The 13,671-nt window shown below is 31.2% G+C and carries 15 protein-coding genes; 8 read left to right on the forward strand and 7 right to left on the reverse strand.

The features are described 5' to 3' along the window. Positions 1 to 56 precede the first annotated feature (56 nt). The 4 genes from E9099_RS12580 (at position 57) to E9099_RS12595 (ending at position 3,318) form a co-directional block, all read left to right on the forward strand. Positions 57 to 893 carry a YHYH protein gene (locus tag E9099_RS12580; protein ID WP_136583915.1) on the forward strand — a complete coding sequence of 279 codons (837 nt, stop codon included), beginning with the start codon at positions 57 to 59 and terminating at the stop codon, positions 891 to 893. Positions 894 to 957: 64 nt separating this feature from the next. Next, positions 958 to 1,491, forward strand: a complete 534-nt coding sequence (locus tag E9099_RS12585; RefSeq protein ID WP_240788896.1) for a toxin-antitoxin system YwqK family antitoxin — start codon at positions 958 to 960, stop codon at positions 1,489 to 1,491. After that, on the forward strand, positions 1,478 to 2,143 hold the full coding sequence (locus tag E9099_RS12590) for an SCO family protein (protein ID WP_136583916.1): 666 nt from the start codon (positions 1,478 to 1,480) through the stop codon (positions 2,141 to 2,143). Before E9099_RS12585 ends, E9099_RS12590 begins: the two co-directional genes overlap by 14 nt. 77 nt (positions 2,144 to 2,220) lie before the next feature. After that, positions 2,221 to 3,318: a WD40/YVTN/BNR-like repeat-containing protein gene (locus E9099_RS12595; protein WP_136583917.1), complete on the forward strand. Its 1,098-nt coding sequence runs from the start codon at positions 2,221 to 2,223 to the stop codon at positions 3,316 to 3,318. 140 nt (positions 3,319 to 3,458) lie between these two features. Here E9099_RS12595 and E9099_RS12600 read toward each other — a convergent pair whose 3' ends face one another. From E9099_RS12600 to E9099_RS12630, 7 genes are all read right to left on the reverse strand, one after another. Then, positions 3,459 to 3,905, reverse strand: a complete 447-nt coding sequence (locus tag E9099_RS12600; protein WP_136583918.1) for a sensor of ECF-type sigma factor — start codon at positions 3,903 to 3,905, stop codon at positions 3,459 to 3,461. 12 nt (positions 3,906 to 3,917) lie between these two features. After that, positions 3,918 to 4,400 (reverse strand): hypothetical protein, encoded by a 483-nt coding sequence (locus E9099_RS12605; protein ID WP_136583919.1) that lies wholly within the window; start codon positions 4,398 to 4,400, stop codon positions 3,918 to 3,920. A gap of 33 nt (positions 4,401 to 4,433) precedes the next feature. Next, complete coding sequence (locus E9099_RS12610; RefSeq protein WP_136583920.1) at positions 4,434 to 4,979, reverse strand: RNA polymerase sigma factor; 546 nt, start codon at positions 4,977 to 4,979, stop codon at positions 4,434 to 4,436. Between the two features lie 274 nt (positions 4,980 to 5,253). Continuing rightward, the gene (locus E9099_RS12615) at positions 5,254 to 7,083 is read right to left on the reverse strand and encodes an ABC transporter ATP-binding protein (protein ID WP_136583921.1); all 1,830 of its coding nucleotides are present in this window, start codon (positions 7,081 to 7,083) and stop codon (positions 5,254 to 5,256) included. Beyond that, on the reverse strand, positions 7,084 to 8,814 hold the full coding sequence (locus tag E9099_RS12620) for a phospho-sugar mutase (RefSeq protein WP_136583922.1): 1,731 nt from the start codon (positions 8,812 to 8,814) through the stop codon (positions 7,084 to 7,086). It abuts the gene before it with no gap. Positions 8,815 to 8,874: 60 nt separating this feature from the next. After that, complete coding sequence (locus E9099_RS12625; RefSeq protein ID WP_136583923.1) at positions 8,875 to 9,840, reverse strand: glycosyltransferase family 2 protein; 966 nt, start codon at positions 9,838 to 9,840, stop codon at positions 8,875 to 8,877. 36 nt (positions 9,841 to 9,876) lie between these two features. After that, a complete protein-coding gene (locus tag E9099_RS12630; protein WP_136583924.1) occupies positions 9,877 to 10,386 on the reverse strand; it encodes a DUF4199 domain-containing protein in 510 nt (169 codons plus the stop codon). 162 nt (positions 10,387 to 10,548) lie between these two features. Here E9099_RS12630 and E9099_RS12635 point away from each other — a divergent pair, with 162 nt between their 5' ends. The 4 genes from E9099_RS12635 to E9099_RS12650 all read left to right on the forward strand — a co-directional run bounded on the left by E9099_RS12635 (position 10,549) and on the right by E9099_RS12650 (position 13,657). Continuing rightward, complete coding sequence (locus tag E9099_RS12635) at positions 10,549 to 10,800, forward strand: type B 50S ribosomal protein L31 (protein ID WP_090839648.1); 252 nt, start codon at positions 10,549 to 10,551, stop codon at positions 10,798 to 10,800. A gap of 151 nt (positions 10,801 to 10,951) precedes the next feature. Then, entirely contained in the window at positions 10,952 to 12,127 is a 1,176-nt protein-coding gene (locus tag E9099_RS12640; RefSeq protein ID WP_136583925.1) for a GlmU family protein, read from the forward strand. 90 nt (positions 12,128 to 12,217) lie between these two features. Continuing rightward, the gene (locus E9099_RS12645; RefSeq protein WP_136583926.1) at positions 12,218 to 12,934 is read left to right on the forward strand and encodes a lysoplasmalogenase family protein; all 717 of its coding nucleotides are present in this window, start codon (positions 12,218 to 12,220) and stop codon (positions 12,932 to 12,934) included. 54 nt (positions 12,935 to 12,988) lie between these two features. Continuing rightward, positions 12,989 to 13,657, forward strand: coding sequence for a lysoplasmalogenase (locus E9099_RS12650; protein ID WP_168800748.1), 669 nt, complete (start codon positions 12,989 to 12,991; stop codon positions 13,655 to 13,657). Positions 13,658 to 13,671 lie beyond the last annotated feature (14 nt).

The raw sequence follows: 13,671 nt of genomic DNA on the forward strand, positions 1-13,671 counted from the left end.
AAGTTATTTTTATAACACGCATCTAAAAGAACATAAATCACTAATAACTATATAAAATGAAAAACGTATTTAAATTATCTTTTTTAATATTAACCGCATGTACAGTCTTTGTATCATGTAGTGATGATGATGCCTCATCTAGTACAGATACAGATACAGACTCAGAAGGGACTACTGCAACATTACATGCTGCTTTTAACGAGTTTAGTACAACTAACACGTCAATAGCATTAAGTGGTTCAAATGTAACCATACAAACTAATGGGTTACCTGATCATACATCTCCATATTGGTCAAATACAGTGTCAAGAAGTTTAGTTGGTCCTGAAGGAGAAACAATGACTACTGTTTCTAGCTCAAATCACGCGTTGTGGGTAGAGCCGACAGTAACAAGTTACGATCAAATGGCACCTGGGAATATTGACGATTTTAACGGTTCATATTCATTAACAGTATCTGCAGATCCACAACTAGCAAGTAGCTCTACAGCAACAGGATTAGGTGCCATTGGAATATCAATATCTGGAGCTGTAATTTATAATGATGAAGAAGGACCCAATGTGCCTTTAGATGACGCAGTTGGTTCTTTAGATTATACAGCAGCACATACAGGGCCGCAAAGTTACCATTACCATTTAGAGCCTAAAGCTTGGTCTAATGATGACGAAGAATTAATAGGTATTATAGCCGATGGTTTTTTTCTTTATGGACGTAAATGTAACGCAACAGGAACTTACCCTACAGATTTAGATGTATCAGGAGGGCATACAAGTACAACGCAACATACAACAACTGCAGAGTACCATTACCATATTGAAAACGAATTATATTTAAACGCATACTATATATTATTCCCAGGTGACTATCAAGGAACTCCAAGCAATATTCAATAAAAGCTGTTTTTTATTCAGTTTTATAATCTTTTTTAGTTGTCAAGAAAAAGCAGTTAAAAAAGACGTGGTAAATAGTGCTCAAATTGAAATTTCTGAAATCGTAATCCCTAAGTCTAAATTAGTCTTTAAACAAAATATAGGGCTTGTGTATTATCAAGACAAGCCTTTTAATGGAATTTCGGTTTTATATTATCCAAACGGTATTAAAGCAGAAACAGTCGCTTATAAAAATGGAGAAAAAGAAGGGGCTTTTAAAAAGTGGTTTCAAGATGGGTTATTAAGCTTTGAAGCTTTTTATGTCAAAGGAAAATTAAACGGTATTTCTAAATCTTGGTGGTCTAATAGTAATTTAAGGTCAGAGTCTATTTTTGTAAACGGGATCGCAAATGGGGTTCAAAAACAATGGTATCTTTCTGGCGAAAAATTTAAACAGATGACCATTGTAAACGGTAGGGAAGAAGGTATGCAACAAGCATGGCGTCGTAATGGTAAAATTTACAATAATTATGAAGCCAAAAACGGGCGTATTTTTGGATTAAAAAGAGCCAATTTATGTTTTCAATTAGAAGAAGAAATAGTACAAGATGAAAAAATATAACCTAATAATTATAGCGCTAATTACTCTTATCGTGTTAAGTTGTAAAGAGCAAGTAGAAGAGAAAAGTAGTAGGGTAGATGGTCTTCCTTACTATAGTGATGCTAGTTTTACACCGCATTGGTTGGATAGTAAAAGTGAAGCTTTAAGTACATTCCATAAAATACCTGAGTTTAATTTAACGAACCAAGATGGTCAAAAAGTAACAGAGAAGACGTTTGAGAATAAAATTTATGTTACAGACTTCTTTTTTACATCATGTCCTGGGATTTGTCCAAAAATGACAGAAAACATGTCTGTTTTACAAGAGGCATTTAAGCATGATGCTGAGGTTTTATTATTGTCTCATTCAGTAACACCAGTAAAAGATTCTGTGTCAACATTAAAACATTACGCAGAAGGTAAAGGGGTAATTTCTAATAAATGGCATTTAGTAACTGGAGATCGAAAACAAATTTATGATCTAGGCCGTCAATCTTATTTTGTTGAAGAAGATTTGGGAGGAGAAAAGACAGATGATGATTTTTTACATACTGAAAACTTTGTGTTAATCGATAAGGATAAACACATCAGAGGAATATATAATGGTTTAAATAAAACTGCTGTACAACAATTAATTGCAGATATTAAAACTTTAGAAATTGAAGATAAATAATTTTGGTTGATTATTTTTTTTGAAAAGCTTCGCTGTAATGGTGGAGCTTTTCTATTTTTATAGAAATATTAAAACTTATGAAAAAAGTAATATACCTTGTTTTTAGTCTTTCGCTAATAATAGGATTAGGAAGTTGTGGTGTTGGTAAGTATAAAACGGTACCAAAGTCAATAAAAACCACCTTTACTAATGTCGCTATTGCAACGTTAATAGAAGATGAAGCACTTAATGTTAGAGCTATTGAAATTATTGATACTATTGGCTTAGCTTATTTAACCTCAAAGGGTAAATTTGGTATGTATTTCCATAATGATGCGTCAGAGTTTAATGCCATTAAAAACACGTTTCCCATTCAAATAAAACATGATACAATTATTCCAAACTTTAGAGCATTAGCTGTTACGGATAATAAAGGTTTTGGATTAAGCATTGGGTCACCTGCATTAGTCTTTAATTTGGATGTTGATTTGCATAAAAATACGGTGGTGTATCAAGAAAATCATGAGAAAGCATTTTATGATTCTATGGAGTTTTGGAATGACAGTGAAGGTATTGCGATCGGAGATCCTACAGACGATTGTTTAAGTGTTATTATTACTAGAGATAGAGGAAAAACTTGGACAAAACTATCGTGTGATGTTTTACCAAAAGCAAAAGAGGGTGAAGCTGCATTTGCTGCAAGTGATACTAATATAGCTATTGTAGGCGATAAAACTTGGGTAGCCACAGGTGGTAAGGCTAGTCGTATTTTATATTCTCCTGATAAAGGAAGTAGTTGGGAGGTCTTTGATACACCAATGATACAAGGTCTTGAAACAACAGGGATCTATAGTCTAGATTTTTATGATGAAAATAATGGCTTTGCTGTAGGGGGAGATTATACTAAAGCAGATGCTAATTTGGCTAATAAAATAAAGACTACTGATGGCGGAAAAACGTGGCAAATTATGTCTGATGGCTCTGGACCTGGTTACAGAAGTTGTGTGCAATACGTGCCAAATAGTAATGCGCAGCAATTAGTGGCTATTGGTTTTAAGGGTATTGATTACAGTAGTGATGCTGGTAATACTTGGACGCATTTAAGCGATGATGGGTATTATACGCTTAGGTTTATAAATGAGACTACAGCGTATGCAGCAGGTAATAAGAAAATTAGTAAATTAACTTTTAAATAGACTGTTTTTAATAGTATAAACAGCGTCATTCTGAATTTATTTCAGAATTACATTATTATTATTATTATTATTATCAAATGATGTAAAACTAAAAGAAGTTAAATCAGAGCAAAAAAAAGAAGCCAATTGGCTTCTTTTTTTTATTTCTTATTGTCTTTATGCCTACCTCTAAACTCTTCAATCATTTTTCTTTTAAAGGAGCGTTCTGCATTAAATAATAAGACTATTTTTTTATAACTTATTATTTGGGAGAGTTTGTCTATATATACTTTATAGCTCTTAACTTTGGCTTCTTCCAAGTCTTGCATGTCTTTTATTAAAGCTTTAGCTTCACTATCGGTTAATTTCTTAACATCAATATTGTTTCTTTTAGCTTGAGACACATCTCGTAAGATGTGTTTTTCTTCATCAAACTTATTGTAAATAGGCCAAAAGGCCTCAGCTTCCTTAGGTGTAAAGTCTAATTGCTCTGTGATATGTGCAACTTTTAATGCTTTTAATTTTTCATGCTGTTTTGCTTTGTCTTTTTGCGCGATAGCACTAAAAGATAGGAGTAAGACAAATAATGTTATAAGAGGTGTTTTCATTGTCGTGTTTTTTTAGTCTTGATATAAGTCGTTTAAGTCTATATCGTCTATATAGTCATCGATTTCTATTAAATCATAAGTAATAAAATCGGTTTGTGATAATTCAGAATCACCAATTAATAAGTTAAGATCATTAATCTCTATTTCATCTAAAATATAGTTTTCTACTGTTACCGTATCTAAGGCGTCTAAAGTTGGTGTTGTTTTAAATAAATTTAAATTAAATAATAAAACGATTGCTGCAGCAGCACTTGATATAGATAATATTGTTTTTTTGCTAAATAGGTTAAATACTTTTGGTTCTGGTTTATCTATTTTAGATAAGATAGCAGAATCGAGCGTGTCAAAGTAATTTTCTGGAGTTTTAAAACCTGAAACTTTAGTGTGCGTCTCTAATAGTGTTTGTGTTAGAATAGCATCTTCTAATCCTTCAAAATAGTTTTTTGGGACTTTAAATCCAGAAGTATTAATTGTATTTAAGTTTTCTTTTTTCATTGTACTAGTAAGACTATCAAAATCTTAAATGGTTTAATTTGCTTTTAAATATGTTTCAATTTTTTTAGAGGCTATATGATAAGATGCTTTAAGTGCACCTTCGCTGGTCTCTAATATTTCGGATAATTCGCTATATTTTAAATCCTGAAAATATTTCATATTAAACACTAATTGTTGTTTTTCTGGAAGCGTCGCTATTGCTTTTTGTAATTTTAACTGAATAGCCTCTCCTTCAAAATAAACGTCAGATTCTAAATTATTAATTAATAGATCCTGAACCTCTTCATTATTAATGTTTTTTAGTTTTGAATTTCTTTTTAAGTGTGTTAAAGATTCATTAGTTGCGATTCTGTAAATCCAAGAATATAATTGACTGTCTCCGTTAAATTTATTAATGTTCTTGAAGACTTTAATAAAAGTATTCTGTAATACATCGTCCGCATCGTCATGAGACTTTACAATATGTCTGATGTGCCAATATAACCGCTCTTTATAGCGTGTTATTAGAGTTTTAAAAGCAGCATTTTTATCTTTATCAGATTGTAGTTGCTTTATTAAAATGGTTTCGTTGTCCGACATACATAAACTTAGACTCTAAAATAGATTAATAGTTTAATTAAAAAACATAGTATTTAATAAATTGTGCAAACCCTTCTTTTTAATGCGTTTATTCTGTTAATTACCGATAAAGAGTTTATTTTTATCGATTAAAAGCGTGATTTACTTGTTTACGAATAATATATATATTAAATTTGTGCCATAAGAATATTTATGTTGTTAGCCCCAAATCTAACTATGTATAAAAAAAGGATAAACTCATGTTTATCCTTTTTTGATTTATTCTGTTTATATATTATTCAAAGCTTTGCATTTCTACAAGCCTTTTATACATGCCATCTTTATTTAAGAGTTCTGTATGTGTGCCTTGTTCTACAATTTCTCCTTTTTGCATAACTATTATTTCATCTGCATTTTGAATAGTCGAAAGCCTATGCGCGATTACAATAGAGGTTCTGTTTTTCATCATATTTTCTAAAGCAACTTGCACCAAACGTTCACTTTCTGTGTCTAAAGCTGAGGTAGCTTCATCCAAAATCATAATTGGAGGATTTTTAAGAACTGCTCTGGCAATACTTAATCGTTGTTTTTGTCCACCAGAAAAGTTGTTACCTGCATCACCAACGTTCGTTTCTATTCCGTTTGGTAGTTCGCTAACAAATTCCCAAGCATTAGCTATTTTCAAGGCTTCCATTATTTCGTCGTCAGTAGCATCTTGTTTCCCTATTAAAATATTATTTTTAATAGTATCGTTAAATAAAATAGAATCTTGTGTTACTAAGCCCATCTGGCTTCGTAATGATTTTTTTGTAACCTCTTTTATGTTATTACCATCAATAGTAATAGTACCTTCATTAACATCGTAGAAGCGTGTTACAAGGTTTGCGATAGTGCTTTTTCCGCTACCAGATTGTCCTACAAGTGCTATGGTTTTTCCTTTCGGGACATTAATACTAAAGTTTTTTAAGACATAATTATCATCATATTTAAATGATATATTATTAACGGTTAATTCGTTTTTAAAGCCATTTAAAACAGTAGCGTTGGGGAGATCCGGTAAGGAGTCTTCTTCATGCAAAATTTCAAAGACACGATCAGCCGCAGCAATTCCATTTTTGACGCGATAAGAGGCTTTGCTAATAGCTTTAGCAGGTGTTAATATACCATACGCAAGTAGCATAAAACCTATAAAGGTAGTCCCTTCAATAGCTTTGTCTATTAACACTAATTTACCTCCATACCATAATAATATTGCTATGGTTACTATTCCTAATACTTCACTAACAGGTCCGGCAAGGTTGTTTTTAAGACCAATACTATTAGATAATTTTAGTAATCGATTTGTTGAATCTTTAAAATTCTTTCGAAAAACCGGTTCAGCATTATAGCCTTTTACAATTTTTAATCCTGTTAGCGTTTCTTCAACAATAGAAATTAATCTACCAGACTCCTGTTGTGCAGTTAAAGATTGGCTTTTTAGCTTTTTTCCTATTCTGGAAATTACAAATCCAGCAGTTGGAATAAAAATTAAAACGAAAATAGATAACTGCCAATTTATGTAGAACATTGTTCCTATTGCAAAAATAATATTCAGAGGTTCTCTAACAATCAATTCAAAAACAATAAATAGAGAGTTTTGCATTTCTCCAATGTCACCTAATATTCTTGCCATGACATCTCCTTTTCGTCTTTTAGAGTAAAAACTTAGCGGAAGTTTAATAATGTTATCAAACATATCATTTCTTACTGCTGTTAAAACGCCATTTTTTAAATACATAACGTGTTGATTCGCTAAATATCCAAATAGATTTTTAAGAAAGAATGTCGAAATAACTATTGCAATTACAATAACTAATGCCATTTGTTCATTACCATTATCTAAATAAGAGCTTACTTTGTAATTAAGTAAATTATTTAAATAATCGAATAAACTACCTAAATCTTTAAAAACAGGTTCTTTAGTGACCCGGTTAGTTTTGTCAAATAACACATTAAGCATAGGTATTAATGCTACAAAAGAAAGTGTTGTAAATAGCGCATTTAAAATATTAAAAATCACATTTAAAACGACGTGCTTTTTAAATTTTTTTATAAATGGTAAAAGTTGATGTATTATTTTTTTCATTTAGTTTAGCTGCATATCTTTTAATATAGCATCAATCTTACTTTCCAATTTCTGTTCCGTAGCTTCAAATTCTGACACATTGTCTAAAGTGGTGTTAACGCTGATATAGAATTTTATTTTTGGTTCTGTACCACTTGGTCTTAATGCAATTTTACTACCATCTTCTGTATAGTAAATTAAAACATTAGATTTAGGGACGTCTATTACAGTTGTTGTATTGTCTAGTGTGTTTTTTGCTTCGGATAATTGGTAGTCTTCAATTTTTATGACTTTAGAGCCATTAACAGTTGTTAAAGGATTTTCTCTAGCATCAATCATCATTTGTTTGATTTCTTGCGCACCTTCAATACCTTTTTTAGTGGTTGATATCAATCGCTCCTTATAAAAACCATGTTTAGTGTAAAGTTGTATTAATTCTTTATAAAAAGAACTGCCTTTTGCTTTGGCTTGAGCTGCAATTTCACAAGCAAGTAAAGCAGAGGTTACAGCATCTTTGTCTCTTACAAAGTCTCCCACCATAAAACCAAAACTTTCCTCTCCACCACCAATAAACTCTTGGTTAGGAAAGTCTTTAATCATTTTCGCAATCCATTTAAATCCGGTCAAACCAATTTTACATTCTACGTTAAAGGCATCTGCCAAAGCAGACATCATTGGAGTAGATACTATGGTGCTTCCTATAAATTGATTGTCATTTATCTTGTTATTACTTTTCCATTGTTGTAATAAAAACTCGGTCATCATGACCATAGTTTGATTTCCGTTTAATAAAATCATTTTATTATCAAGACCTCTTACAGCAACACCAACTCTGTCACTGTCAGGATCTGTTCCAATAACAATGTCTCCTTCAACTTTTTCAGCTAAATCTAAAGCCATTTTCAGTGCTTCAGGTTCTTCTGGGTTTGGAGATTTTACTGTTGGGAAATCGCCATTAGGCTCACGTTGCTCTTCTACAATATGGACATTTTTGTATCCAGCACGTTTAAAAGTTTCTGGAATAGTGGTAATTGACGTCCCGTGTAACGATGTAAATACAACATTTAATTTGTCTTTATCTTTTTGAGGCGTGTCAAAACTTCCGTTTTTTACTGCTGCGTCAATAAATACGTTATCTACAGCTTCGCCTATATATTCAATTAATTCTGGTTTGGCTTCAAATTTAATTTCGGCATAATCAAGCGCATTAATTAGGTTAATAATTTCAGCATCTTGTGGTGGTACTAATTGTCCGCCATCTTGCCAATACACTTTATAACCATTATATTCTGGTGGGTTATGTGATGCTGTTAGTACAATACCACAGTGGCATCCTAAATGTTTTAAAGCAAACGATAACTCTGGAGTAGGGCGTAGGTCTTCAAATAAATAAACTTTGATGTTATTGGCAGAAAAGACATCGGCTACAACTTTTGCTAAACTCTTACTATTATGTCTACAGTCAAAAGCAATGGCGACTTTAAGTGTTTCTCCAGGAAAAACTTGGTGCATATAATTGCTAATTCCTTGTGTGTTTTTACCTAAAGTATATTTGTTTATTCTGTTGGTCCCGATACCCATAACACCACGCATACCACCAGTACCAAACTCTAAGTTTTTATAAAAACTTTCTTTAAGCTCTGTAGGTTCTACCGCAATAAGGTTTTTTATATAATCTTGTGTGTCTTTATCAAAAGCTGGTGTTAGCCAAGTATTGACTCTTTCTAAAAGTTCTGGATCTATGTGTCTCATTGTTATAAGTATTGATTGCAAAAATACTGAATTGCAAAAAGGTTAATATTTAAGAAGCTGTTATTTAATAGCTTGGGCTTCTAAATTTAGGGATTCTTTTATTAAATATCGTTTTGTTTCAGTTCTTTGACGTAAAATTATTTCGCCTAAAAAACCAGCAATAAAAAACTGAGAGCCCAAAATCATGGTGACTAATGCTAGGTAAAATGGAGGTCTCTGTGTGATTAGTCTACCAGCTGTATTAAAAAATAATTTATCTATTCCTAAATACATGGCAAACATTAAACCTATACCAAACATAATAACACCAAGTGCGCCAAATAAATGCATGGGACGTTTAGCAAATCTTGACAAAAACCAAATGGTAATTAGGTCTAGAAAACCATTAATAAAGCGGTCCATACCAAATTTGGTTTCGCCATACTTTCTAGCTTGATGTTGTACTACTTTTTCTCCAATTTTTAAGAAGCCAGCATTTTTTGCTAATACGGGAATGTATCTATGCATTTCCCCATTAACATCAATATTTTTTACAACATTAATATGGTAGGCTTTTAAGCCACAATTAAAATCGTTTAGTTGGACTCCAGAAGTTTTACGTGCTGCCCAATTAAATAATTTTGATGGTAAATTTTTGGTTATTTTGTTATCAAAACGTTTCTTTTTCCAACCAGATACCAAATCAAAGCCTTGTTTGGTAATCATGTTATATAGTTCTGGGATTTCTTCAGGATTATCTTGCAAGTCGGCATCCATTGTAATAATAACATCACCTTTTGCTTCAGCAAAACCAGCATGTAACGCTTGAGATTTCCCAAAGTTTTTTAAGAATCGTATTCCTTTAACGTTTTTATCCTTTAGTTGAAGTCCTTCTATGGTTTGCCAAGATAGATCGGTACTACCGTCGTCTATAAAAAGTATTTCATAAGAAAAACCATTGGATTGCATGACATTTGCAATCCAATGGTGTAATTCTGTTAAAGAGTCTTCTTCGTTAAGTAGTGGTATGACTACTGATATGTCCATAATTTAATTTGAAATATATTTTCAAAGATAAAATTATTATTCGCTTTTAAGTACCAATCCTGCTATTAAAGAAACGATTAATCCAAAAATTAGTGATCCTATAAGACTTACTGTACTTATAAAACCAGGAGAGCTGAAAGTATCAAGCATACTCATTGCTAAGTCTGCATCTTCAGAAGTCATGTTATCAGCTTGTTTTTGTAATTGTACTATTTGTACTTCTCTCATAGCCTCAATAAATTCAGGTTGTAGATACGTGTAATGGATGTACGTATAAAGTGCTATTAGTATACCTCCAATAGCGGCAGTACCCAATCCTACTTTTATGGCTTGTCCCAATGTTAGATAATTATTGTTTGTTTTTTTATACTCTATAATTGCTAAAACAAACACTGCTACCGTACCAAGTATGTTTACAGTACCAATTACAAGATTTTTTTGCATATTTGTAGCATATAATATTACAATTATAGCTATAGAAAAAAGTGCATAGTAAACACCATAATTAGTAGCAACAGGTTTAATCGGCATGTTTTCGTTTTCCATTTTTTTTTAATATTTAAATTAGTTAATTAATTGTTAGTATAAAAGTACAACAAAACGTTACAAAAAATAACTATAAAAGTTTTTTCGAAAATATGTTGTTAGTTTGTAAAAAACACTTAAATTTGCACCTCGAATTTAGTTAAGATAAAAAAGCATTTAGCGATGAAAAAAGGTATACATCCAGAAAATTATAGAATGGTAGCATTTAAAGACATGTCAAACGATGACGTGTTTTTAACAAAGTCTACTGCAAACACAAGCGAAACTTTAGAAGTTGACGGTGTTGAATATCCAGTAATAAAAATGGAAATTTCTAGAACGTCTCACCCATTTTATACAGGTAAGTCTAAATTAATTGATACCGCTGGTCGTATTGATAAATTCAAAACAAAATACGCAAAGTTTAAAAAATAAACGAAGCGAATATTATATTTTAAAAGCCTTTCATTTGATGAAAGGCTTTTTTATTTTTACTAATTACTTTACTTTTGATATTATAACCCTTACAGTTTTAGACGCAGAGCGAAATGCTTGACTCTATGGCTTTTAATTTTTAACTTGAAAGATGAATTATATCCTTTTTGACGGAACAGTACGTAATCAATTACTCCCTTTTACATATACTAGGCCAGTTGCAGATATTAGAGTTGGTATTTTAACAATCCGAGAAAAGTGGGAATTATATCTTGATACTACAACTACTACGGTTACGGAAGATTATTTGTCGGATAAATATCCAATGGTAGAGTTGGAAGAAAACGTGATGCTTAACGCATCTTACTTACCTAATAGCGAGTTGGTAGAGTTAATTATAGGATTGAAGTCAAATCAAGCCATATTTAAAGGTGAAGATGTGATTGCTTTTTATACTACAGATACACAAGAAGAGGTTGATTTTGAGACTTACGAAGCTATAGAGTTTGATAATGATATTACCAAAATAGAACATACTTGGGATATATTTTCTAAAAATGGAGAAGTTATTCAGCAAGATTTTGACTTACTAACGGACGGCCGAAAATCTCAACCTATTCCGGCAAGTAATAATGTAATTGCGCCAGAGAATATTTTTTTAGAAGAAGGTGCTAAACTTGAGTTTGCAACATTAAATGCAAGTGCGGGTCCAATTTATATTGGTAAAAAAGCCGAAATCATGGAAGGAAGTCTTGTTAGAGGTCCTTTAGCCTTGTGTGATAATGCTACTTTAAAACTAGGAACAAAAATATACGGACCAACGACGGTTGGACCACATAGTAAAGTTGGAGGAGAAGTTAATAATTCGGTTTTATTTGGATATTCAAATAAAGGACATGATGGATTTTTAGGGAATTCGGTTATTGGAGAATGGTGTAATTTAGGTGCTGATACTAATAATTCTAACCTTAAAAATAATTATGTGGAGGTTAAGCTTTGGGATTACGAAACAGAACGCTTTGCAAAAACGGGATTACAGTTTTGTGGTTTAATGATGGGTGATCACAGTAAGTGTGGTATAAACACGATGTTTAATACTGGAACCGTTATAGGGGTTAATGCGAATGTGTTTGGTAGCGGATTTCCTAGAAATTTTGTACCGAGTTATAGTTGGGGTGGCGCTTCAGGTTTTACAACCTATTTAGCATCTAAAGCTTTTGAGGTTGCAAAAGTCGTGATGGCTAGAAGAGGAATAGAATTTTCAACTCAAGATGAAGCTATTTTAACACAGGTTTTTGAGGATACCAAAAAATACAGGAAATCGTAAATAGAGGTTGGTTGGTCGGTATTTTAAACTTAAGAGTAGGTTGTTTTTTGTTATTTTTAACTTTTATATTAGATTCAATAAAAATCTGTAATGAAATTAATTTTTAAAAATATCCTTAAATTCTCTATATTATATCTTATTCTATATTTAGTGGATTCTTTTTTAAAGAATAATCAGGAGCTGTCATCCTTCCGGTATATTTCTAAAACGTTGTTAAGTTTTAGTTTGTTAATTTTCTATTTATTAAATAACACTCAAGAGGATTCTGGTAAGAAAAAATTAATAGTAACCGCGTTATGTTGTTTTGCAGTTGGAGATTTGTTTTTTATTGCGGGTAATCGTGGTAATATGATACATTTTTTAGTTGCAGCATTCTTATTTATAATCGCTAAAGTTTGTTATTCTGTGCGATTTTTTAATAATAAAGACTTTAAAATAACTAAACTTATTCCTTTTTTATTATTTTGCTTTTGTTATATGAGTATTATAATGACATTGGTTTATAATCAATTAGGTTTGTTTTTTATTCCTTTACTGCTTTATTTATTCGTGGTAATGATGCTAATGCAATTTGCTTATTTAAGAAAGAATGAAGTAAATTCTGAAAGTTTTTGGTTTGTTATTTTTGGTGTCGTTGCTTCTATGATAGCAGATAGTTTAGATATCTTAAAGATGTTTTACGATCCAGAAATAGCCTATAATAAAATAACAATCATGTTTTTTTATTGCTTATCTCAATACTTAATAATACTAGGAGTCTTGAAAGAAACGAAATCAGTAACTAACATGGAAAATTCTGTTGTATAAAATATGAGTATGCCTAAGGAAATTAAGTACTTTTCGATTTTATATTTTCTATTGTTGTTAGTAGATATTTATACAAAGATAAATATGTCTGATATTCCTTATAGATATATAACAAAGACTATAGTATTAGGAGGGCTTTTACTTTTTACAAGGTACTATTGTTATGATAAAAATAATAAGACCTCTAACTATTTGTATTATGGATTTATTCTCTTTTTTATTGGCGATATATTAATAATAGACCATACAAATACGATTAGGTTTGTTGCAAGTATGATTTTATTTGTAGCAGGAAAGGTCTGTTACACTTTGAGATTTAAACATAAAGAGGATTTTAGTATTAAGCGTCTGATTCCTTTTTTTATAGTTTGTTTTATGTTTTTAGCTGTTGTTTATGATTTTATTTATCATAATCTAAAACTATATTTTATACCAGTTACGCTTTATTTTTTCATTTCATTAATAATGATCCTTTTTGCTTTTATAAGAAAAGGAGTGGTCAATAATAAAAGTTATTATATTGTTATGCTAGGCGTTGGTGTTTTTCTTTTTTCTGAGACAACTATGGTTATCAAAACGTTTTATGGTGATGTTTTGTATCAAGATTTTTTAATAATGTTTTGTTATGCTTTAGGACAGTATTTAATTATAATTGGAGTATTATTTGAAAATAAGAAGCTTACAGAAAATAGTGTTATCTTGTACCCTAAGAACGATAAATAACTAATTAGTGTCTC

The organism is Psychroserpens sp. NJDZ02, assembly GCF_004843725.1.
GTDB lineage: Bacteria > Bacteroidota > Bacteroidia > Flavobacteriales > Flavobacteriaceae > Olleya.